20 protein-coding genes are annotated in these 23,547 nt (G+C 36.0%); 6 read left to right on the top strand and 14 right to left on the bottom strand.

Annotated elements, in window-relative coordinates; all coding sequences use genetic code 11:
* Positions 1-10 precede the first annotated feature (10 nt).
* Complete coding sequence (rplS, locus tag ACQWU4_RS15685) at positions 11-367, top strand: 50S ribosomal protein L19 (RefSeq protein ID WP_034704964.1); 357 nt, start codon at positions 11-13, stop codon at positions 365-367.
* A 199-nt stretch (positions 368-566) separates the two neighbouring features.
* Here rplS and ACQWU4_RS15680 read toward each other — a convergent pair whose 3' ends face one another.
* The 4 genes from ACQWU4_RS15680 to rpsA all read right to left on the bottom strand — a co-directional run bounded on the left by ACQWU4_RS15680 (position 567) and on the right by rpsA (position 7,430).
* Entirely contained in the window at positions 567-1,562 is a 996-nt protein-coding gene (locus ACQWU4_RS15680; protein WP_429936695.1) for an alpha/beta fold hydrolase, read from the bottom strand.
* A gap of 82 nt (positions 1,563-1,644) precedes the next feature.
* Positions 1,645-2,625: an EamA family transporter gene (locus ACQWU4_RS15675; protein ID WP_429936694.1), complete on the bottom strand. Its 981-nt coding sequence runs from the start codon at positions 2,623-2,625 to the stop codon at positions 1,645-1,647.
* Positions 2,626-2,753: 128 nt separating this feature from the next.
* Positions 2,754-5,354 carry a T9SS-dependent M36 family metallopeptidase gene (locus ACQWU4_RS15670; protein ID WP_429936693.1) on the bottom strand — a complete coding sequence of 867 codons (2,601 nt, stop codon included), beginning with the start codon at positions 5,352-5,354 and terminating at the stop codon, positions 2,754-2,756.
* Between the two features lie 285 nt (positions 5,355-5,639).
* On the bottom strand, positions 5,640-7,430 hold the full coding sequence (rpsA, locus tag ACQWU4_RS15665) for a 30S ribosomal protein S1 (protein ID WP_184160952.1): 1,791 nt from the start codon (positions 7,428-7,430) through the stop codon (positions 5,640-5,642).
* A 365-nt stretch (positions 7,431-7,795) separates the two neighbouring features.
* On the opposite strand from rpsA, the gene ACQWU4_RS15660 reads away from it, so the two are divergent.
* Positions 7,796-9,103 (top strand): DEAD/DEAH box helicase, encoded by a 1,308-nt coding sequence (locus ACQWU4_RS15660; RefSeq protein ID WP_429936692.1) that lies wholly within the window; start codon positions 7,796-7,798, stop codon positions 9,101-9,103.
* 186 nt (positions 9,104-9,289) lie between these two features.
* On the opposite strand, the gene ACQWU4_RS15655 is transcribed toward ACQWU4_RS15660, so the two are convergent.
* Positions 9,290-10,183: an SMP-30/gluconolactonase/LRE family protein gene (locus ACQWU4_RS15655; protein ID WP_429936690.1), complete on the bottom strand. Its 894-nt coding sequence runs from the start codon at positions 10,181-10,183 to the stop codon at positions 9,290-9,292.
* A gap of 268 nt (positions 10,184-10,451) precedes the next feature.
* On the opposite strand from ACQWU4_RS15655, the gene ccoG reads away from it, so the two are divergent.
* Complete coding sequence (gene ccoG, locus ACQWU4_RS15650; RefSeq protein WP_429936688.1) at positions 10,452-11,894, top strand: cytochrome c oxidase accessory protein CcoG; 1,443 nt, start codon at positions 10,452-10,454, stop codon at positions 11,892-11,894.
* A gap of 28 nt (positions 11,895-11,922) precedes the next feature.
* Here the strand turns inward: ccoG and ACQWU4_RS15645 are convergent, their stop codons facing one another.
* Together ACQWU4_RS15645 and ACQWU4_RS15640 are read right to left on the bottom strand one after the other, a co-directional pair.
* Positions 11,923-12,657 carry a hypothetical protein gene (locus tag ACQWU4_RS15645; RefSeq protein WP_429936687.1) on the bottom strand — a complete coding sequence of 245 codons (735 nt, stop codon included), beginning with the start codon at positions 12,655-12,657 and terminating at the stop codon, positions 11,923-11,925.
* Positions 12,658-13,206: 549 nt separating this feature from the next.
* On the bottom strand, positions 13,207-14,088 hold the full coding sequence (locus ACQWU4_RS15640) for an AraC family transcriptional regulator (protein WP_429936686.1): 882 nt from the start codon (positions 14,086-14,088) through the stop codon (positions 13,207-13,209).
* 185 nt (positions 14,089-14,273) lie between these two features.
* Between ACQWU4_RS15640 and ACQWU4_RS15635 the strand changes: the two genes are divergently transcribed.
* Positions 14,274-14,618 carry a MerR family transcriptional regulator gene (locus ACQWU4_RS15635; protein WP_099766499.1) on the top strand — a complete coding sequence of 115 codons (345 nt, stop codon included), beginning with the start codon at positions 14,274-14,276 and terminating at the stop codon, positions 14,616-14,618.
* 188 nt (positions 14,619-14,806) lie between these two features.
* Entirely contained in the window at positions 14,807-16,081 is a 1,275-nt protein-coding gene (locus tag ACQWU4_RS15630) for a hypothetical protein (RefSeq protein WP_429936684.1), read from the top strand.
* Here the strand turns inward: ACQWU4_RS15630 and rluF are convergent, their stop codons facing one another.
* The 6 genes from rluF to ACQWU4_RS15600 form a co-directional block, all read right to left on the bottom strand.
* Positions 16,082-16,804, bottom strand: coding sequence for a 23S rRNA pseudouridine(2604) synthase RluF (gene rluF / locus ACQWU4_RS15625; protein ID WP_429936683.1), 723 nt, complete (start codon positions 16,802-16,804; stop codon positions 16,082-16,084).
* A gap of 133 nt (positions 16,805-16,937) precedes the next feature.
* Entirely contained in the window at positions 16,938-17,636 is a 699-nt protein-coding gene (gene truB, locus ACQWU4_RS15620) for a tRNA pseudouridine(55) synthase TruB (protein ID WP_429936682.1), read from the bottom strand.
* Complete coding sequence (locus tag ACQWU4_RS15615; protein WP_429936681.1) at positions 17,636-18,085, bottom strand: hypothetical protein; 450 nt, start codon at positions 18,083-18,085, stop codon at positions 17,636-17,638. Before ACQWU4_RS15615 ends, truB begins: the two co-directional genes overlap by 1 nt.
* Before the next feature lie 4 nt (positions 18,086-18,089).
* Positions 18,090-18,908: an undecaprenyl-diphosphate phosphatase gene (locus ACQWU4_RS15610; protein WP_429936679.1), complete on the bottom strand. Its 819-nt coding sequence runs from the start codon at positions 18,906-18,908 to the stop codon at positions 18,090-18,092.
* A 99-nt stretch (positions 18,909-19,007) separates the two neighbouring features.
* Complete coding sequence (locus tag ACQWU4_RS15605) at positions 19,008-19,304, bottom strand: DUF3098 domain-containing protein (RefSeq protein ID WP_429936678.1); 297 nt, start codon at positions 19,302-19,304, stop codon at positions 19,008-19,010.
* A 2-nt stretch (positions 19,305-19,306) separates the two neighbouring features.
* On the bottom strand, positions 19,307-20,206 hold the full coding sequence (locus ACQWU4_RS15600) for a cell division protein FtsX (protein WP_429936677.1): 900 nt from the start codon (positions 20,204-20,206) through the stop codon (positions 19,307-19,309).
* A gap of 91 nt (positions 20,207-20,297) precedes the next feature.
* On the opposite strand from ACQWU4_RS15600, the gene rsmA reads away from it, so the two are divergent.
* Complete coding sequence (gene rsmA, locus ACQWU4_RS15595; RefSeq protein WP_429936676.1) at positions 20,298-21,068, top strand: 16S rRNA (adenine(1518)-N(6)/adenine(1519)-N(6))-dimethyltransferase RsmA; 771 nt, start codon at positions 20,298-20,300, stop codon at positions 21,066-21,068.
* Between the two features lie 69 nt (positions 21,069-21,137).
* Here the strand turns inward: rsmA and ACQWU4_RS15590 are convergent, their stop codons facing one another.
* On the bottom strand, positions 21,138-23,510 hold the full coding sequence (locus ACQWU4_RS15590; protein WP_429936674.1) for a choice-of-anchor L domain-containing protein: 2,373 nt from the start codon (positions 23,508-23,510) through the stop codon (positions 21,138-21,140).
* Between the last annotated feature and the right edge of the window lie 37 nt (positions 23,511-23,547).

The following is a 23,547-nucleotide window of genomic DNA, read 5'->3' as shown; positions in this document are numbered from 1 at the left end:
TTTATTAAAAATGGATTTATTAAAGTACGTACAAGATCAGTACATTACTAAAAAAGATTTCCCTGAATTCAAAGCAGGAGACACAATTACTGTGTATTACGAAATTAAAGAAGGACAGAAGACAAGAACTCAGTTCTTCAAAGGTACCGTTATTCAATTGAGAGGTACTGGAGCTACAAAAACATTTACTATCAGAAAAATGAGTGGTGATGTAGGTGTAGAAAGAGTATTCCCTATCAACATGCCTGCACTTCAGAAAATTGAAGTTGACAGAAGAGGTAGAGTTAGAAGATCTAGAATTTATTACTTCAGAGACCTTAGAGGTAAAAAAGCTAGAATCAAGGACGCTGCTTACAAGAAAAAGTAATTCAGACAACAATACATACGAAAAGAGACTATCTTATTTAGATAGTCTCTTTTTATTTTATTAAACCTTTACTGTTGTGATTTTTTTAAACGCAAAGTTTAATTATAACAATGCCTATTTAAGGAAGCTAAGGGGAGAATCAATTGGCATTGATCCGATTAAGCAGGCGGGCTATCTTATGTTTCAATTAAATCCAAGCTTATTTAATAAAATCATATAACGCACTGAAAAATTCCGGATAAACTTCTATATGTGGAAGATGTCCTACGTTTTCAAGTTCCACAAGTTTTGAACCGGGAATTTCCCGCTGTGTCTTTTTACCTAATTCCTGATACTGACCCATTTTAGGCTGAAGCTCTTTAGGAGCCCTGTCCTTCCCTATTGCTGTTCTGTCTCTTGTTCCTATAATAAGAAGTGTAGGAACTTTTATATTTTTGAATTCATAACAGACCGGCTGGTTGTAGATCATATCTGACGTCAATGCAGCATCCCATGCCACTTTCGGGTAATCTTTATGAAGAGTCCAGCCTGCAATAAGATCCAGCCACGGCTGATATTCATCTTTCCATTTGTTATCATAATAAAATTTCAGCTGATAATTTTTATAGGTTTCAGCGGTATTTTTCAGTTCGGACTGGTATGCCTGGTCTATTGTCTGATAGGCTGCAAAAGTTTTATAATCTTCCAATCCGATGGGGTTTTCAAGGATCAGTTTCTGGACCTTTTCAGGATAAAGAAGAGTAAATCTTGTTGCAACCATTCCTCCCATGGAATGTCCCAATACTATTGTTTTATCTATCTTTAACTGATCTAATATGGCTTTTGTATTTTTAGCCAATTGTGAAAAAGAAAACTGATAGCTTTGAGGCTTAGAAGATTTTCCAAACCCGATCTGATCCGGAATAATTACTCTGAATCCTTTATCTGAAAGATCTTTTGCCGTCTTTTCCCAATAAGCTCCGTTAAAATTCTTCCCATGAAGAAGCATGATGGTTTTTCCATTAGGTTTCTTGGGCTGCACATCCATATAAGCCATTCTCAGGTTATTATTCTGAGATTTAAGATCTATATACTGAACCTCATAAGGATATTGATATTCTGAAAGCACTGCATCCAAAGGTTTTACCTGGGCAAACAGGAAAACCGGAGCAGCTGAGAATATAATTACTGCTGCTGCATTTCTTAAATATTTCATTTGAAATTATATTTTGATGTATTAAAATTAAAAAAACCGCTCCAAAAGAAACGGTTTTTCATTATAATGTTTAGTTAATTATTTAAGCAACCTCCACTACTTTCAGCTCCTTTTTGGATGGCAGATTCATTAAAACAATGGCAAAAAGAATCAGGATAATTCCCACCCATTGTATCAACAAAACCTTCTCACCCAATAAAACAAAAGCCATGGTAACTGAAACCGGAAGTTCCAGTGATGAAACAATACTTCCCAATCCAAGTCCAGCATTCGGGAAACCTATATTGAACAAAATCGGAGGAACAATAGTTCCAAATAAAGCAAGAACAAATCCGTATGTCCAGAATATAGAATAATTAAATGAATGAATATGCTCTGTATTATCTGTAAAGTTAAGGTATAATGATTTTAAACCATCAAAATACATAGGTCCGATCTGTGCAAAAAACAGGAAACCAAATACAACCACCGCTCCACCGCAAAGCATAACAATACTTTTCCTGAATACAGGAAGATGGGTAGCCAGTGTATTAGATGTGAACATCGTCATTGTATATGATGCCGCAGCCATTAAACCCCAGAAGATACCGTGCCAATCAAGCTCTATATCCATATTAATCAGATTTGTAGCTAATATAGTACCTACAAGTACAATAACTACGGAAACTACTTTCCTTGCATTGGGCAGCTTCTTTTCTTTTATACTTTCCACCACAACACTAAACCAAACCGACTGCATCAATAACACGATAGCTATGGAAACATTAATATACTGAACCGCGATATAATAAAATAAACTGGTACAGCCTAAGGACGTTCCGGCAAGCAGCAGCATTCTTATTTCTTTAGAGCTTGGTGACGAAAGCTTCTGCTTTGACGTTATGGTCTGAATGAAATTTAATATCAAAAGCCCTATAAGGCCTAACAGAAACTGTGAAGTGGTAACTTCAGAGGTAGTAAAACCATCATGATAAGCCATCTTTACAAATGTAGCCAGCATCCCATATATACTGGCCCCAATCCCTACGAATAAAACTCCTTTGAGTATATTTTTCTTCTTCATAATTTTTTTAACAGCCTGCAAAGTTACAATATAATAATTAAAACTGCCGGAGACGTTACTATGATAGATAAATAAAATCGCCGCAAGCTTTGCTTGCGGCGATCCTCAAATAGAGATTATGTAAATTATTATTTCTTAACGATTACTTTAGAAGTAGCATCAATCCCAAGACCTTTAACTTTTACCATATAGGTTCCGTTTACCATGTTACTTGTAGAAATTGCTTTTTTAGCATCCGGTGAAATTTTATCCTCTGAAGAAACAAGTTTTCCTGACATATCATAGATTTCCAAACTCACTTTTCCGATAGTACCGCTTGGGAAGTTGATATAAAACTCATCTTTAGCCGGATTTGGATAGATAGACATCTTATTTTTAGCCGCCTTCACTTCTTCTGTTGAAAGTGGTGAACATCCTTCAGGAAGTGTAAAGCTTTCAGTCTGATCATTGATATTATTTGCAAGACCTGCTGAAGCTCCTGTTCCTAAACCTCTTTTGGCGAAAACTCTCCAGATCATACATTTGTCTTGTCCTCCTGTCAATGCCAGCTCGGCTTGAAGTATAGCATCTCTACCATTGATAAAAGTAGGATTACATGTTTGCAGTTTCAAGCCATTGGTTATCAGTTGCAATACCCTTGAACTTCCATTGGTTGCATTTGCAGTTACATCAGAAGAGTATCCATAGGCTTCAACATATTTCCAATGTAAATCCCAAAGCATGGTTGCCCATACAAATCCTATAGAGTGTACATCAGGTACAATATTTCCACTTTGGTTTGTATATTCCATACCATTTGTATCCCCATAAGTATAGTTATTAACTGTAAAATCAGGAGAATATTTTGCAGGTCTGATACCTCCACCTGATGGAGTCTGTCCAGCTGCATAAGTAGCCATTCCTCTAGGAATTGATGCATTATCCCCAGGTCTGTTGGTTAGCATAAGAGCAAAGAAATCTGACCATCCTTCTCCCATCTGTTCTTTACTTGCACTTGAACTTAAGCAAGTATATCCATTTCCTGTTAGTCTGTTAGAAATTCCATGTCCGTATTCGTGAGTTATAATACCATTGTCAAAACTTCCATCCGGAGTTATACTCGTAGCAGGATCATTTTTTAAGGTTACATTAACCGTTGTATTCGCTGCAAGTTGACTCTTGATATATTCGCCTTCAGGATTTAGGATAATCACTGAAGGAATAGTAATCGTAGCATCTGAACCGGACATTTGTGAAGGGAAGTTTGTAGCAGCCGCATTATTGTAAATAATAGCTGCTATTGCCCCTGCATCCTGTGCATTTTTTACTTTCAGTGTAAAAGGGCAGTTTATTCCACCTCTTTCCATTAACCCTATTTTCCCTGTAAGTGATCCTGCAGGAAGTGCTGTACAGCCATCAATTACTGAAGCAAGTTGCACATTACCTGTAACTCCTGTAGCATCCAATACGGGTCCGAACTGAGCAGTCCCAACTGTCGGGTTACGACTAGTAGCTGCGCTAGGAGCATTATAAAAAAACAATTGATTTACTGTAGACCATAAATACATCTGCATAGTAGGTTTACCTCCATCTGCAGGCGTTGCAAAGTTCGCATTATTGCTTCCGCCCCCATCTTGTGCTTCAGCTTTTACATAGTCATTTCCAGCACCTCCGTTTGCAAAATTACTTTGCTGGAAATTTCTGGCTGATTCTGTAAACCCAAATTTATAAAATACATCATGTACTCTATTATTTACATAAAATAAATTGGTAATGGAAGCATTTTGATTGCTAGTAGGGTCTGAGTGAATATTAAAGGGAAAGTCAAAATTCCGTGAAGCTCCACCTTCGGCAGATATACCACTATTGAATCCCCCAGTATCTTCATATGCATGAACATTATTACCTCTAGTCGAAGTATAATGCGTTGTTCCGTCGGAATGCCACCCTTCCGGTGAAGATGCCAAAATCCAAGGATTTGAAATAAGAGATCTTCCTCCGAATGTAGGAGCTTCTAAAGGGAAAGGAAATACATTGTATGAAGCATTGTCAGGTGCCAGAAAAGCAACAGTAGTATTTGATGCATTCATAGGACCTATGAGACTATTCTCCGCAAGGTTTCCATGATCATGAGAATAAGCACCGTGCTCAAAATTACATGATAAATTTAAATCGAGCTTATTAATAATCTCCCCTGTAGATGCATTTACCAGGATATTCCAATAGCTCGCAGATTTTGGTTCTCTTAAAGAGTATTCATAGGCAAGCTTAAGATCTCCCTTATCCTCAGCATATACAAGTCTTTGTTTAGCTCCACCGGATGCAGGTTCAGAGTCAGAGAAGCCAATAATAGGCAGGTTTAAAATTTCATCTTTTCTTAGATCTTTTGCAATGGATTTTAATGCTTCAAATTTTGTAAGCCCTGCATTTTTTGAAGCTGAAACTGTATAATCTTTTATAAAGTTATCTGTATAATAAACTATCTTATTATCCTTTACAAGCACTGTTCCTACAGAGCTATATAATGGCAGGCCGTTATACATCTGTTGAAACTTTACAACTTCTCCATTCATTGACGTTGAATAATCAATATTGTCAATGGTGAAATTGGTAAGATCATTCTTTTTATATTCCCGAGATTTGTTTTGAGAAATATAATCTTTAATCAGCTTCTCATTATCTTGAGCAAATAAAGTAGAAGGAAATACTGCGAATGCAGCAAATAAAAGAGGTAGAGTTATTTTCTTCATTTTTACTAATAAAGCCGCTAATGTACAAATAATTCATAATTAATATATTTTTTTTAATAATTATTTTAAAAAATAAAATATATTATTAGAAAATATCACATCAATATGAATTTTATCATTTTCACAAATAAGCTACATTAGGGATTCACAACAAAAAAGTCTGATTTGAAAAATCTACGCTACCAGATTATTTAATGATCTGATTTGTTTTAAAAAGTCAAAATCATAAGCAATAAAAAAGCCGCTCAAAAAATGAGCGGCTTCATATTATCAATGGTTCAAAGATTATTTACCTTCTTCCATTTTTCTTTTCAATTCTGCTAATGCATCGATATCTCCAAGAGTTGATCTTTCTTCGTTGTTTGAAGAAGAAGATACATTTCTAGAAGAAACTTCTTTCATGTTTTTCTTCTCTTCGTCTCTGAAGATTCCTGTATGAGAAACTACTACTCTCTTGAACTCTTTGTTGAATTCAATTACTTTGAAGTCAGCCTCTTCACCTTTCTTGATTTTAGATCCATCTTCTTTCTCTAATAATCTTGACGGGCAGAAAGCTTCAACTTCAACGTCTTCAAACTGTACAGAAGCTCCTTTATCGTGAACTTCTACAGCTTTACCAGCGTGGATAGTACCTTCAGCATATTTGGTTTCGAATTTATCCCAAGGGTTTTCAGTTAACTGCTTGTGACCTAAAGATAATCTTCTAGCCTGGATATCTAATTCAAGAACGATAACATTTAATTTATCACCAACTGCACAGAACTCAGATGGGTGCTTGATTTTCTTAGTCCAAGAAAGATCAGAGATGTAGATTAATCCGTCGATACCTTCTTCTAACTCTACGAATACACCAAAGTTAGTGAAGTTTCTTACAGTTCCTACATGCTGAGATCCTACCGGATACTTAGCTTCGATATTTTCCCATGGATCTTTAGACAACTGCTTGATACCAAGAGAAATTTTTCTTTCTTCTCTGTCTAGTGTTAATACTTCAGCTTCTACTTCATCACCTACCTTCACGAAGTCTCCTGCAGATCTTAAGTGAGTAGACCAAGACATTTCAGAAACGTGGATTAATCCTTCTACACCTGGAGCAATTTCTACGAATGCACCATAGTCAGCAAGAACTACTACTTTTCCTTTTACTTTGTCACCTACTTTCATGTCAGCAGAAAGAGCATCCCAAGGATGAGCCTCTAATTGCTTCATACCTAACTGGATTCTTGTTTTCTCATCATCGAAATCAAGGATAACAACTTTTACAGTCTGTCCGTCCTCAAGGATTTCAGATGGGTGGTTCACTCTAGACCAAGAAAGGTCTGTAATGTGGATCAATCCATCAACACCTCCTAAGTCAATGAATACACCGTAAGAAGTAATATTCTTAACAGTACCTTCAAGAACCTGACCTTTTTCAAGCTGAGCGATGATTTCTTTTTTCTGACCTTCGATATCTGCTTCGATCAATGCTTTGTGAGATACAACTACGTTTTTGAACTCTGGGTTGATTTTCACAACTTTGAACTCCATAGTTTTACCTACGAACTGATCGTAATCTTTGATTGGCTTAACATCAATCTGAGAACCTGGTAAGAATGCTTCGATTCCGTGTACGTCAACGATCATACCTCCTTTAGTTCTAGACTTAACAAAACCGTTAACGATTTCTCCAGTTTCGTGAAGCTCGTTTACTCTATCCCAAGCTTTAAGCGTTCTAGCTTTTCTGTGAGATAATTGTAATTGACCAGTTTTGTCTTCTCTTCTGTCAACCATTACTTCTACATCATCACCTACTTTCAATCCTGGGTTGTAACGGAATTCGTTAAGAGAAATAACACCTTCAGATTTGAAGTCGATGTCAACGATAGCTTCTTTGTCAGTTAATCTTACAACTTTACCAATGATAACATCGTTATCATTAAGGCTGCTTAGAGATCCGTTGTAGATTTCTTCTAAATCGCTTTTTTCTTTTCTCGCATCTGCATCAAGACCTGATTCGAATGAATCCCAATCAAATTGTTCTGGTGCTACGTTTTGGTTTAATAAAACCTCTGCTGAATTTGTCTCTTTTGACATTTTCTAATAAAATTTGTATTCCTTCTTTTTTAATGGTCTGAATAAATGCGGATTAAAAAATACGGAAGTAATTAATTATAAGTAATTTACTCTTCAAACCTTTACGCCACAAAAGTGGGTGCAAAGATAGGGATTTTATTTGAGATTAACAAAGGTTTTCTATTTACTCAGTTATCCCTTAAGCTACTGAATGTCAATATTAAAATTCTTATTAAAAGATCTAAGGATTAAAAAATTAAAAGATTACGACTGTGGTGATATTCACTTTAAGCTTCCAATCTCACTCCTCAATAACTAATAGCTACCTCCCAATCCCTGCAACCTGTCATCTGCTACCTGCCACCTAAATTTACTACCTTTGCAGTATGGAACTACAATCTATCTACGAAAAACTGCAGATTCAGGATATGAATCAGATGCAGAAATCTACATATAAAACTGCAGAAAACAATACGGATATTGTCCTGCTCTCTCCTACCGGTTCAGGAAAAACACTTGCTTTTTTATTTCCTGTCCTTCGAAATCTTAAAAAAGATGCGCAGGGAATCCAGGCATTGATTTTAGTTCCGGCAAGGGAATTGGCATTACAGATTGAGCAGGTTTTCAAATCGATGGGAACAGATTTTAAAGTTTCTGTATGCTATGGCGGTCATGATAAAAAGATTGAGGTCAATAATTTAATTGAAGCTCCGGCGGTTCTGATCGGAACTCCGGGAAGAGTGGTTTATCATTTAAGAAACAATAATTTTGATCCTGAAACCATTCAGACATTGGTTCTGGATGAATTTGACAAAGCTTTGGAGTTAGGTTTTCATGAAGATATGGAATTTATCACAGGAGCTTTAAAAGGTCTTTCACAAAGAATTTTAACCTCAGCTACCGCAATGGATGAAATTCCAAAATTTACAGGCTTAAAAAATGAAAAGATCATTAATTTTCTGAAATTAAGTGAAGTAAAACCGGATATTCAGTTAAGAAAAGTAATGACCATTCCTGAAGAAAAACTGGATACTCTGTTTAATTTAATATGTAAAATAGGAAATAAAAGAACATTGATCTTCTGTAACCACCGTGAAGCCGTAGACCGTATTTCCGAACTTTTAAGGGAGAAAGGAATTGCAAGAGAAACCTTCCATGGCGGTATGGAGCAGGATGAGAGAGAACGTGCCCTTTTAAAGTTCAGGAATGATTCTGCAAGGATTTTAATCACGACGGATTTGGCTTCCCGCGGTCTGGATGTCCCGGAAGTGGAATCTATTGTTCATTATCAGCTCCCTCCGAAAGAAGATGCTTTTATCCACAGAAATGGCCGTACCGCAAGAATGAATGCCAAAGGTTTTGCTTACCTGATCATGACTGAGGATGAAAATTTCCCATTCATTAAAAACAATACACCTGAAGAAAGTGTTTCCGGCTTCAATAAAGTTCCTGAAAGAACCCCTTTCCAGACAATTTACATCAGCGCCGGAAAAAAAGATAAGGTGAATAAAGTGGATATTGTAGGATATCTTATTAAAAAAGGAGAACTGCAGAAAGAAGACATTGGTATCATTGAAGTAAAAGATACTACTTCTTATGTGGCAGTTTCCAGAAATAAAACGGTTGCTGTTTTAAAGAAATTAAGTAATGAAAAACTGAAAGGGAAAAAGGTGAAAATGGAAATTGCCTATTAATACGAACCATTAAGCATTATTAAGCCTTTAAAAATATTAAGAGAAGCCTCATGTGGGCTTCTCTTATTTTTTTAATATATCTATCAAAGCTGTCATTGCGAACGAAGGTGAAGCAATCTCCAGAAATACGATAATATGTTCATAATAATCAGAGATTGCTTCGTCGCTGCGCTCCTCGTAATGACATTATTTAACTCCTTTTACTTTAGTCGGCAATGTATAAACAGATTTTGAAGCTGTGATAAATAAAACATTATTGTTCTCTCCTCCAAAGGTCACGTTGGAAGTCCAGTCTTCTTCAATAGGAATATGATAAAGCTTCTTTCCGTGACGGTTGAAAATATGTACACCTTTCCCTGTTAAATAAAGGTTTCCGTGCTTATCCAATGTCATTCCGTCTGAACCCATTTCACAGAACAGTCTTCTTTCAGAAAGTTTTCCTTCACCAAGAATATCGTAAACATAGGTTTTTCCGGCGTCAATATCTGAAACATAAAGCTTTTTAAATATCTCACTTCCTACAATTCCATTGGGCTGTACAAAAGTTTCCAGCTTTACCGTTTTACCTTCTTTGGTTCTGTAATAAAGGCTTTTATGTACAATTTCCTGTTTAAAACCAACCCAGTAATTTCTTTCATACAAAGGATCTGTAAAATACATTCCTCCGGATGAGTCGTTCCAGACATCATTAGGTCCGTTCAGTCTTTTCCCCTCGAAACCTTTCAGGATCACTTCTATTTTTTTATCCTTTGAAATTTTCCAGATTTCTCCCTGATCATCGGAACAGGTGATAAGATTTCCGTCTTTATCAAAATGAGTCCCGTTTGCCCGGCCTGTTTTCCCTAAAAATTCTATGATTTTATTGGTTTTCCAGTCCCAATAGTAAATTTTATCATTAGGCTGGTCAGTGAAATAAACATTTCCCTGTTTATCGGAAGACGGCCCTTCTGTAAAACCGAACCCATCCGAAATTTTTTCCGGCTGTACATCTTCATAAAACATTTTGTTATAATTTACTGATTGGCAGCTTAATAATGCGAAAACCAAACCAATTACGCCTATGTTCCCTATCTTTTTCATTCCTTTCTTATTTAAAGATTGCAAGTTACAATATCAGTCATAAGCTTCAAATATATTTGCTCATTTTGATATAATAAATTTAAAATCAAAAATGTCCTAATTATCCTATTTTTGAAGTACATGGTATTAGTTAAAAAATAGTTTTATCCGGACCTTTGCTACGGTAAGGTCAATACTATTTTTTCAATTCTAAAACTGACTGAAAAAACAGCTAGAGCAAACCACAAAATATCACCTTAATACTTTTCAACTTAACAAAAGTACCGTAATGAGTGCAGAATCAAGCAGCGATAAATTTATAGAAACAGAAAATGATGCGTTTAGGAATTCCGTAGGAACCATGGATGAAACCGGAAAAAGAAAATGGGTCTTTCCACGAAAACCAAAGGGGAAATATACCAACTACAGGAACTACGCAAGTTATTTCATGTTAGCCATATTTTTCGGGCTGCCATTTGCAAAGATCAACGGTAATCCTTTTCTTCTGATCAATGTAATAGACAGACGGTTTTTTATCCTCGGACAGCCCTTTTACCTGCAGGATTTCTTTATTCTTGCGTTGGGAGCGGTAACTTCTGTAATTTTTGTAATGCTTTTTACAGTGGTTTTCGGGAGAATATTCTGTGGATGGCTGTGTCCGCAGACGCTTTTCATGGAAATGGTATTCCGTAAAATTGAATATTGGATAGAAGGTGACAGAAATAAGCAAATGAAGCTTGACAGACAGGAATGGAATGCCGAAAAGATCAGAAAGAGAGTTCTGAAATGGTCTGTGTTTGCATTTATTTCATTAATCATTTCCCACTTTATGTTCATGTATATTGTAGGGTATGAGGAAGTATTCCGTATCATGAACGAAGGGCCGGAAAATCATTCCATGAAGTTTCTTGTAATGATATTTTTCACCTTGACATTTTATTTTGTTTTTGCCTGGCTCCGTGAGCAGGTATGTACTCTGGTATGTCCGTACGGAAGACTTCAGGGTGTATTGATAGACAAGCAGACAATTAATGTTTATTATGATTTCAAAAGGGGTGAAAACCGTTCTAAATGGAGAAATAATGAAGATCGCAAAGCATCAGGAAAAGGAGACTGTATCGACTGCTATCAGTGTGTTGTGGTCTGTCCTACAGGCATTGATATCAGAAACGGGCAACAGCTGGAATGCGTAAACTGTACGGCCTGTATAGATGCCTGTGATGAAGTGATGGATAAGGTAGGGCTTCCAAAAGGGCTGATCCGTTATGCTACAGAAGCAGAAATTGAGAACCGGGAAACATTTAAGTTTACCTCAAGAATGAAGGCTACCACGGTATTTCTGGCTCTGCTGATCGGGTTTTTAGGGTTTTTAATGTATGACCGGGGATCTATGGAAGCAAAATTTATCAAGCCGGCCGGTTCTACATTCTTCATTAAAGATGGTAAGATCACGAATACTTTTATTTATACACTTTTAAATAAATCCAACGAAAAGAAGATTCTCACGATTAAAGTAATGACTCCTGCCCATGCAGAGATCACTTATTTCGGTTCTGAAAAAATCATTCTGAAAGGTGACGAAATCCTGAAAGGGAATATCAATATTACTTTTCCTGAAGAAGACATTAAGTTTTCCAAACAAAAAATGGTGATTGGTGTATTTGATGAAAAAGGTGAAATGCTGGATTCTTTTGAGACTACTTTTGAGGGACCTTTCCAACTTCTATTATAAGTTATAAGCCTTATAATTCTTTTAAAAATCAACGTCCTGTAAAATGATCTAATTTAGTTTTGAAATACATAATGGTTCCCGAAACGCTAGATCCGGATGCGTCATACTGGATATGAATAAAAAAAAGAATAAAGAAAACAGGTGCTATAATCACAAAACTTTTTATTGTAGGAATATGATTAAATAATTCCTCATTTTTCTCTCTGTCAGGAAGAATTAGAATGACAATTAAGCCCAAAAGCACACAATAAGTATTGAGCCATCTGAACCAATCTACTCCCAAATAAAACAAAGGAGCTACAAAAATCAAAGAAAGAATGTTAATCAATAAAAACTTACTGAAATATCTTTTATGAAATTTATAAATATAATAGCCAAATTGAGAAATAACAAAAAGCAATTCAGCAATAAACAATGAAAAGGATATATACACTCTTCCTATAAAAGTAGGATCTTCTATTTTATCATAATTAAAGATGTTAAAATAAGCGAACTCAACGCCTCTATTTTTGAGAATTCCAATACTTTTACCCTGATTAATTTCTCCTCCAAAATAATAAATAACAGCAACAATAATAATGGACAATATAGCAAGAACATAAATCTCGGGGGAGTTAAGCTTCTTAGTTTTTAAGTAAAATATTGATAAAACGAAAGGTAAATAAAAGATAAACATTTCGTGAAAGAAAAGTCCTGTACAATATCCTGCAATTACGATTACAGATTTTAACCTTGATAAACTACCTGTTGCCAAATAGCCCATTAATGCAAATAAAATAATCTCTTTTCTCCCCGAATATCCTACATTTATGCAAATATAACTGAGACAAAGCGGCGATATCAAAAGTAATAGAATATTCCAATCTATCTTTTTTTGATTAATTAATTTAATGAATGAATAGTAGGTAATCCCATAAAAAAGGGCTTGTAACAAAAAAACAATGAAGGGTAACGAAAAGTGGGTTATATCCTGTAAAAAAAATAATAACTCTCCTCCAATTCCTCTTCTTTTAAAACCTCCGTCTTCATAATTAATAAGCCAATCAGAAACCGTCCATTCCTGTAATGAAAGCTTAGATTTCAGGTATAACTTATAAATGCTATAAAATAAAATCAATAATAAAAATGCTTTATACAAAAGTAAAAAATAAAGTTCCTTCTTATTTTTTTCCAGGGATAGCGTTTTTTGAAACATCTAACAATTTACATTTTTTTCAAAACTAAAGAAAAATAATTAGATTACATTTTTTACTCTTAAAATCATTGGAAAATCCATGATTCTAAAAATATCACAGATGCTTTCCTAAAATTTTTAAGCCTTATATTCCTTAATAAACTGCGTGGGAGTCATTCCGGAACTTTTCCGGAATACCCTTACAAAGTAGGAATATTCTTCATAGCCAAGCCTGAAGGCGATTTCAACGAGGCTTTCATCAAGATACATCAGCATCCTTTTTGCTTCCAACACTACTCTTTCCGTAATGACATCGGTTGCTGTTTTCTGAACAACGGTTTGTACGGTTCTGTTAAGATGTTTCGGAGTGATTCCCAACAAAGATGCATAATAGGAAATTGATTTTTCAGCAGTAAAGTGCTGTTCGAGCAGATTTTCAAAGTCCTGATAATGTTTAAAATAAGAAAGACTGGCAGAAGAAGCGTGAATATCAATTTCCTTCGAAAACAGCCTTGTTGCGTTAATAAAAATCTGCGACATCAGGGAAAGAATGAATCCTTCTTTCATCATATTCTGAGACTGATATTCCTTTTCCAAATCCTGAAAAAAACTGATATTTTTCGCTAATTCATCAGTATCCAGCTGTAGTTTTCTCGGAAAAGATACAGACCCGAAAAAAGGGAAATTCCTTAGTTTCTGATTCACATAATGCATTTCGTAAAACTCCTGTGAACAGAAGAAAATATATCCGTCAATATCTTCTGAAAGTTCCCAGCTGTGAACCTGCCCGGGAGAAAGGAAGAAAAAGCTCCCCTCTGAAACATCATACTTCTGAAAATCTATCTCATGAACTCCTTCCCCCCGGGTAAAAAGAACAGCAGCATAAAAATCATGCCTGTGAGGTTTTTCAATATGCCGGTGTCCTACAACCAGATGTTCTTTCATGGTATTGAAATAAAAATCCGAAGCATTCCTGCCGGACTGGAAAAGCTCAATATGAAGAACAGAAATCAGATTCATTATTGATGATATACGGGATAGTAGTTATTGTATAAAAGTACTGTAAAAAGAGAGAAAATACAAACTACAAAATGAAGTACTGTTTAAACAAATATCTTCATACAGAATATTTAGAAAGATATTAGCCATGCATATTTGCATCAGAGTTTAAAAAATTTTTATCTTTGACTTTTAGGATTCGTAAAATGAAGATAAATTTAGCTGATAAACTGTATTATTCTATAGGAGAAGTAGCAAAAGCTTTTGATGTAAACACCTCATTAATACGTTACTGGGAGCAGGAATTCCCTATTATCAAGCCTAAAAAAAATAAAAAGGGCAACCGCTATTTTACGCCTGAAGACATTAAAAACCTGCAAATGATCTATCATCTGGTGAAGGAAAAAGGCTATACACTGGATGGAGCAAGGATTGCTCTGACAACCAACAGTAAAATTTCTGAAACGGTTACCATTATTGACCGCCTTGAATTTATAAAAGCGGAGCTTCAGAAATTGAAAGCTTCTCTGGCGGACAGAGATTCAGAATAACTTTTTATAGAATAATAAGCTATTTTCAAGATATTCACAAAATATTTCTATATCTATTTCTTCAAATAATTCTATACAATATGTACACAAATGTAATTTAAAAATCATTTGAGTGAATTTATTGTACAAAACCATCCTTTTTGTATTTCACCATTGCTTAGACTTATTTTTATTGATAAGTTTACCCCATGATGAGAAAAAACTACTACTTAAAACTGGCATTCATGGGAATGCTGCTGATCGTTCTGCTGGCTTTTCAGAAGTATACCAGTAGAGAAAAAGAGAACTTTCCTGAGCTAAAGTTCATTACGGAAAATACTGTTCCTTTAAATATAACTGATTTTGACCCGAATGATCTGGATGCCCAACAATGGACACATTTAGGCTTTTCTGAAAAACAGGTTTCTACTATTCTTAATTATAAAAAAATTGTAGGCGGGCAGTTTACTTCAAAAGAACAGCTTAAAAAATGTTATGCTATTTCTGCTGAAAAATTCACTGAACTGGAATCTTTTATCCAGCTTCCCGAAACCGGTAAAGACAATCATTTTGAAAAATTTAAAAGCAATGAAAAGAAAGAAATCATTGTTTCTAAAAAATTCAATCCGGATGGGCTTTCTGCTCTGGAATGGATGAATATGGGTTTCAGTGAAAAACAGGCAGAAGCAATTATAAAATACAGGAACTACTTAGGTGGAAGCTTTGTCAGCAAAGAAAAATTTAAAGAATGTTTTATCATCTCTTCGGAAAATTACAGCAAGCTTGACCCCTATCTGCTGCTTCCTGTAAAGACACCAGATAACTTCAGAAGTTCAGGTAGGCATTATGCCCTAAAATCTAATATTCAATATCGCTCATTTGATCCTAATACTTTAGATTTAGAGGAATGGAAAGCTTTGGGATTTTCTGAAAAACAAGCTGCCACAATCATCAATTACCGTGACAGGAATCTCAGGGGAAGTTTCAAATCGCTTGAGGACATAAAGAAATGTTTTGTTATTTCTCCCGAAAAATTTCAGGAGCTAAGTCCTTATATTAAACTCAGTACAAATCCAAATATAGTTCAAAAGCAGGAAACCGATTTCTCAAAAATTGATCTTAATATGATTACATTTAAACAGCTTCTGGAATTTGGTCTGGATGAAAGAAGTGCGGGCTCTATTCTAGGGTTTAGGAAAAAACTGGGAGGATTTATTACCAAACAGCAAATCCTGGATACCTATAATATTGATAAAGATATTGTTCAGAAGCTTATTTCCACATGTCAGCTAAATACTTCAAACGTTCCGAAATACTCACTGACTGATGCACCTGAAGAATGGCTCAAAAATCACCCCTATTTCAAGTATTCCGCCGATAAGATCATTTTTTACCGAACAAGTCATTTTGAGGATGCAAAAATCTGGAAAATACTGAAACTAAAACCGGAATATGAGACGAGGATGAAGCTTTATATTAAATAATTAATCAACTGTTTTGCTGGAGTCAGTAAGTAAACTGTTAAGAGCATTAAATTCTTCTTCTGTAAGATCACGCCATTTTCCAATCGGAAGATCCAGTTTGATGTTCATGATACGGATACGTTTCAGCTTTTTTACTTCGTAGCCGAGAAATTCGCACATTCTGCGGATCTGTCTGTTCAGTCCCTGGGTAAGAATAATACGGAAAGTCATATCGTCGATCTTTTCCACTTCACATTTTTTAGTGACAGTATCCAGAATGGGAACACCATTCCTCATTTTTTCAAGGAATTTAGGCGAAATTGGTTTATCTACGCGGACGATATATTCTTTTTCGTGATTATTTCTTGCTCTAAGGATTTTATTTACGATGTCTCCGTCGCTGGTCAAAAGAATTAAGCCTTCACTGGGTTTATCCAGTCTTCCGATTGGAAAAATCCTTTTCGGATGATTGATATAATCTACAATATTATTTTTTTCACGCTTGGTATCCGTTGTACAAACGATTCCTATAGGTTTGTTAAAAGCAATATAGACAGGTTTATCCTGAGGTTCACGAATTGGTTTTCCGTCTACTTCCACAAGATCTTCATCAGAAACTTTTGTACCCATTTCAGGGACCTTCCCATTAATGGTTATCCTTCCTTCCTCCAAAAGCTTATCTGCTGCTCTTCTTGAGCAGTAGCCTACTTCCGATAAATATTTATTGATGCGTGTCTTTTCCATTAGTCTTCTCCGTAACCTGTATAGTTTTTATTGCTGAAAGATCCGGTTCTCAATGCAAAGTTAGGAAGAAAATTGTAACCTCCAATTGCTGTAATACCGTATGCTATTTTATCAATCCTCTTCTAATTTCTTATTATAAGCCTTCGAATCTGTATTCATTCTCAAGGAAATCAGTAGTGGCGTTTTCAATCGTGTAATCTCCGATCTTTGTACGTCTAAGCTGTGTCAGATAAGCTCCTACTCCCAATTCCTGCCCTATATCATGGGCGAGGCTTCTGATGTAAGTTCCTTTTGAACAGCCTACTGTAAAACTGACCAAAGGAAGATTAACTGAAATATCTTTAATGTAGAAAATTGTTGTTTTTCTGGATTTCATCTCTACTTCCTCTCCCGCTCTTGCCAGGTTATAAGCTCTCTGTCCATCAACTTTTATTGCTGAATATACCGGAGGTTTCTGCTCTATTTCGCCAACGAATTTTTCAAGGGTTTCCCTGATCTGTTCTTCAGTAGTGTGAGCAATGTCCTGATGAAGAATTTCAGGTTTCTCAGTATCATAGGATTCTGTCTGTACTCCTATTTTAATTTCCGTCCAGTATTCCTTGGGAGCATCCTGGATCTCAGGGATTTTCTTTGTAAATTTCCCACAGCAGACAATAAGAAGACCTGTTGCTCTCGGATCTAAAGTTCCGGCGTGGCCTATTTTAAACTTCTTGGGAAGATTGAATTCTCTTTTAAGCTTATACTTCATTTTATTGACAGCCTGGAAAGAGGTCCAGTCCAAAGGTTTGTCCAATAAAAACACATATCCTGATTGCAGTTCTTCAGCTGTCATTATTCTAAAATTTCTGTGATACTCACTAAGCTTGGCAGTTTATTGACTTTCTGCTTACAATCAGGTCCGTTTTCCACATTGACAAAGCATTTTTTGTCACCAATGAAGTAATATATATTCTGAAAAGGATATACTGAACTATTTGGAGTAATATTTACCGTATAATTTTCAGGTAAATTGAATTTATAACTGGTCTTATTAATTGCTGTGATTTTCTGATAATAACATTTTCCTTCTTTGCTATATTCCATGAAAGGTTTGTGATCCAGTTTTTCGTCCGGTACAAGCTCTTTACAGATCAGTAAATCTTCAGCTGCATGTTTTTCTTTGAGTTCAACAAAAAACTCTATTCTTTCCTTTGAATTATTTTTCACAAAAAGCGTATGCGCCGGTGTACAGGAAATAATTGAGCCTGAGAAAGCTAATATCTTTAAAATATTACTTTTCATATATTTATTTAAAGAAATAGAAATAGATCAAAAGGGCAACTCCCACAAAAATACGGTACCAACCCCAAGGCTTGAAGCCATATTTGTTCAGCACTCCGATGAATGCTTTAATAGCAATCAGTGCTACAATAAAAGCTACAATATTTCCTATGATGAAGATCATAATGTGATCCTGAGATGCCATGATCATTTCATAGCCTTTCTGAGGATTTGCAGTTCCTTTACCCCATGTTTTCAGAAAAACAGAATATACTGTTACCGCCAGCATAGTTGGAACAGCAAGGAAGAATGAAAATTCTGCAGCAGCTTTTCTTGTAAGTCCCTGCGACATCCCTCCGATAATGGAAGCCGCACTACGACTCGTTCCAGGCATCATCGCAAGACACTGCCAGAAGCCTATTGTAATTGCTTTTCTTACGGTAATTCCCTTCTCATCATCAATTTTAGGATTTTTGAACCATTGATCTGCAAAAAGTAAAACCACTCCTCCAAGTACCAGCACAGAAGAAATAGCAATCTGGTTTCCAAGAACGGCTTCAATTTTATCGTCAAATAAATATCCCAGAACCAATGCCGGAACAACGGCAAAGGCCAGTTTATAATAAAACTTAAGATTTTTCAGATCAAAGAACTTTTTCCAGTATGCTACAACAACAGATAAAATGGCACCAAACTGAATGGATACCTGGAACATTTTCAGGAATTCATCATCCGGCAATCCCAGAAGATTGGCGGCAAATCCCATGTGTGCTGTAGAAGAAATCGGAAGGTATTCTGTAAGCCCCTCAATAATAGCAATAATAATTGCTTTAATTAAATCCATATTTTGTGTATATAAAAATTTAAAGATTAAAAGATTTTGAAATCCAGAAAACCTTCCAAATCCCTTAACCTCTTAATCTTTAAATAGAGAATGTATTATTTATTTTCTTTTTAAAATAGCATAAACTTCTATTGCAAAGCCTATCACTACAAACAGCGGCGCAATTCTGATTCTGCGGATGGAAAAAATACCGTCATTCCATGAATTGGGATCAAATTTACCGTCTACTGTATTAGCATCCGGCCCCATCATCAGGAGGAAACCTACTACGATAAAAGCCAGTCCTATCAGCATCCACTTGAAATTCTGCTGCCCGAAATAAAAGGTGTTTTCCTGTGGTACTCCGGTTTCTTTGCCAAAATCTGAAGCAGCCAGTTTATTTGTTTTTTTGCTCATTATTAAGAGTAATATAAATCGTCAACGTTTGATTTTAAGAATCTCCATGTAGCGAAAATGGTACTTAAAACGGAAATAAAAATTCCTACTCCAAGCACTAAAACCACCAACCAGAAATACTGATTATTATCCTGTACAAAGGCAGATCCAATCTGGCTTGTAAAGTAATACCACACTCCTCCCAGTGCCAGAAGCCCGATCAGAGATCCTATAGCACCCAAAACAACAGCTTCAATGATAAAAGGTTTAAGAATAAATCTTCTTTTAGCCCCTACCAGCTGCATGGTTTTAATAATAAATCTTTTGGAGAATATTTTCAGTCTGATTGAGTTGTTGATCAAAACAACAGCAAGAATCAGGAACAAAATTGAAAATCCGAGAATCCACTTCAAAATTCTGCTTAAGTTATTATAAACATCCACCATCAAAGTACTGTCATTCTTGACATCTATAATACCGGGTACGGCTTTGATCACTTTAATGGCTTCATCAATTTTTGCCGGATCCACATATTCAGGTTTTAATGCCACTTCGATTGATGAAGGGAAAATGTTTTCTTCAAAAAGCGCATCACTGTCTATCCCCATTGTTTTTTTGGCTTCTTTAGCTGCCATGTCTCTTGAGATATAAGTTGCCTTTTTTACAGGAGCTAACGTCTGTACTTTTTTAAAAGTTTCTTCCTCCAGTTTTGCAATTTTTACAGAATCTTTTACATCAAAATTTTCGTCAAAATAAGCATTTACCACCAACTGTTCTTTGATATAGTCGGAATACTTTTGGGCATTGATTAAGATAAGACCCATTAATCCCAACAAAAATAACACTAATGCGATACTTATTACTACTGTAATATTGCTTGACCGAAGCCTTTTCTTATTAAACTCATCTACAGATTTAGCCATTAATATTAAAATTTTTGGCTAAATTAGAAAAAATCTTCCGAAATTTGGGACGAAATAAAGAAAATCATTGTTAATAAAATCATAAAAAACTTTGAGTGTAAAAGCAAAAAAACATCTTGGACAGCACTTTCTGACAGATGAAAATATCGCGAGGAAAATCGTGGAAGGTCTTAATTTTGAAGACTATAAAAATGTCATGGAAGTAGGTCCCGGGATGGGCGTCCTTACCAAATATCTGCTCGAAAAAGATCAGAATGTCTATCTGGCAGAAATTGATACTGAATCTATTGAATACCTGAAAAACAATTATTCAAAGATTACTGAAAATACTTTCGTAGGAGATTTTCTGAAACAGGACTTCCATTTTATCAGTGGAGAACAGATTGCCATTATTGGTAATTTTCCTTATAATATTTCATCACAGATTCTTTTTAAAATTGTTGATCATTATGAGCAGATCCCTGAAATGGTGGGAATGTTCCAGAAAGAAGTGGCTGAAAGAACAGCGGCTGTGCCCAGAACTAAAGATTACGGTATTCTATCCGTTCTGATCCAGGCATATTATGATGTAAAGTACCTGTTTACTGTTCATGAGAATGTATTCAATCCACCTCCGAAAGTAAAATCAGGCGTTATCAGACTTACAAGAAATCCGAAAGAAGGTCTGGCCGGAAATGAGGTTCTTTTCAAGCAGATTGTAAAAGCAGGATTTAACCAAAGAAGGAAAAAACTTTCAAACTCCCTGAAAATACTGAATATTCCTGAAGCTTTAAAGACTCATGAATTCCTGGATAAAAGAGCAGAAGAACTTAGCGTTATGGATTTTATCAGTTTTGCCAATCTCTGGAAGCAAAATCAATAAAATTTAATTCTAAAAAATAAAAAAGCCTTTCAATATAACTTGAAAGGCTTTTTATGTATGCTTTATTCCTTATTCCCGGTTCTTCAGCATGATCCATCCGGACCAGTTCATCTGAACTTTTGATTTAGGATATTCAAAATTGAATTTATACCAATATGTAGCTGTTGAAAGTTTTTTACCTCCTACAGTTCCGTCCCATACCGGTTTTTCTTTAGAGAATCTGAACATTTCCACCCCGTATCTGTCAAAAACAGATCCTGTGAAGTTTTTGAACTCTGTCAATGCCTTAAGATCCAGTACATCATTTACACCATCATCGTTAGGGGTAATGATATTATTGATCTGCAGGGTATAGAAATCAAAAGTTCCGATACAATGAGTACCTACTCTTCTGATCATTACTGTATAATTGGTGTTATCTAAAAGATTAGTGAAAACATTAGATTCCTGCCATGTAATTCCATTGTCTATAGAGTATTCCAAAGTACTTGGAGTATTGTTCATCAAAGGATTTTCGGCAATGATTGTTACTGTTTTTTTAGCACTTTCATAGTTTATTGCTGTTGCATAAGGAGTAGCTGCACCGCCTACTTTCGCTGTGAAGATTTTTTTACAGAATCCGTTATCTACTTCTACTGTATAAACGCCCCAGCTGTCCGCGGTAATAGTTTGTGTTGTAGCTCCCGTACTCCACAAATACTTATAATTAGGACCTGCGCCTGCATCTAAAGTAATACGGTCACCCAGACACATTTCTACATCTTTTAAAGGTGAAACGATTTCCGGTGTAACTTCAACTGTTATTTTGGCCGGATTTAATGAACGGCACCCTTTTACCCCTACAGCATAAACCGAGAATGTTGTAGTCTGGAATAAAGTGACAGTCTGTGTGTTTCCGGTACCAGGGAAATTAACCCACTGATACGTTGCACCACCTTCAGCAGTAAGAGTTACCGTTTCTCCCGGACATATTTTTATTCTGGAAGATTTTATTCCGGCTGTAGGTGTAGTTTCTTTAAGTAAAGTTAATTCTATCATTTTACTGCAGAAACCTCCGTTTGAAACTACAACATAAAGGATCTGCCCGTCTGTACCATTATAATTTAAAATATTCTGAATATAATTATCATTCTGAGCTACAGCATCAGCCTGATTTACATAGAATTTAAATACAGCACCCGACGTCGGACTTATTGACGGCATAGCATTAGTCAGATCAAAAGTGGTAATATCCGGCGTGCTGCATAGCAGAAGGCTTGCATTCTGCGCCTCCGGAGTGGTTCCTCCATGAATCTGGATAGTAGCTCTACCCGGACAAGGATTACCAGGAACGCTTACTTCAATGGTATATGTTCCCGGCTGTACAGCTGTAATCGTATTTGTAGTAGCACCCGTGATTGGCGCTCCGTTCAGATACCACTGATATAATAAGTTCGGGTCACTTACAGAAGCTGTAATCAGCTGTGGCACATTATCGCAGACATTAATATCAGAAGGTAACGTGGCACCGCTTGGATCTAAAAGTTCCACACCAATGTTAAATGATCCTCCTTCTAAAAATACAGCAGAGTCCCATCCATGATCTTCAAAACTTCCTGGTGAATAATCGGCAACTACCATTTTAAAGTGATATTCCTGCCCTGCCATTACAGTTGCAGTTGCAGTAAGAGGAATTGTTCTTCCCTCAAAATTTGTTTCAATATTGGTGGTATTATATCCTCCGAAATACTGTTCGTTAACTGCAGCACAGCTTCCCGGAATTGCCGGGTGAATGTTGGTAATACTTACAGGTCCTGCACCGCCCGGAAGCACAGCCATATTCTGATAGGCTCCTCCAGATGTCGGTCTAAGCAAAATGGCAAAGGCATCTGCGTACTGGCATGGAAATGAGCCTGAATACTCTTCAGATGCCAGAATATAATTAAACTTTATTTGTGAAGTTGTAGGAACAAAGTCGAACTCTAAAAGAACACCATCAGTCAGTGTTCCGGTAGACCCGATAGCTTGTGCCAAGTCAGAGTCTGTTCCTCCACCGTTAATATCACTTAAGTTTCCTTCCGGTCCGTTTCCTGCTCTTCTGGCTTTTCCCGTAGAAAGTACAATCCCATCTTTGAAAGGGAAATTGGTAGTCCCTTTATGGAAGTATCCCCAGGATCTGTCAGCATCGGTTACTGCATGGTTAGGAGTAATTTTTACATTGGATACCGTAGGTGTTACACAGGAGTTTGTCCCTGAAGAGATCAGGACATCTTTTACAAGCTGTGTAATTGAATATCCGGATTCTGTATATCCCGGCGCATTAACATCAATAAAACTTCCCGCTTTTTGAGTAACTGATCCCGAAGGCTGATTTTTAGGAGGCTTACGTGGCCCATTTATCTGTGAATATGAAAGTGTCGAGACGACTAAGAAAAATAAAAGGAATAGTAGATTTCTTCGCATAATACTTTTGTTTCAACAAATTTAATTTATTTCCAAA

The organism is Chryseobacterium sp. MIQD13 (genome assembly GCF_050496705.1).
In the GTDB taxonomy this organism is placed as follows: Bacteria; Bacteroidota; Bacteroidia; order Flavobacteriales; family Weeksellaceae; genus Chryseobacterium.
This window is presented reverse-complemented; position numbering and strand designations above follow the sequence as displayed.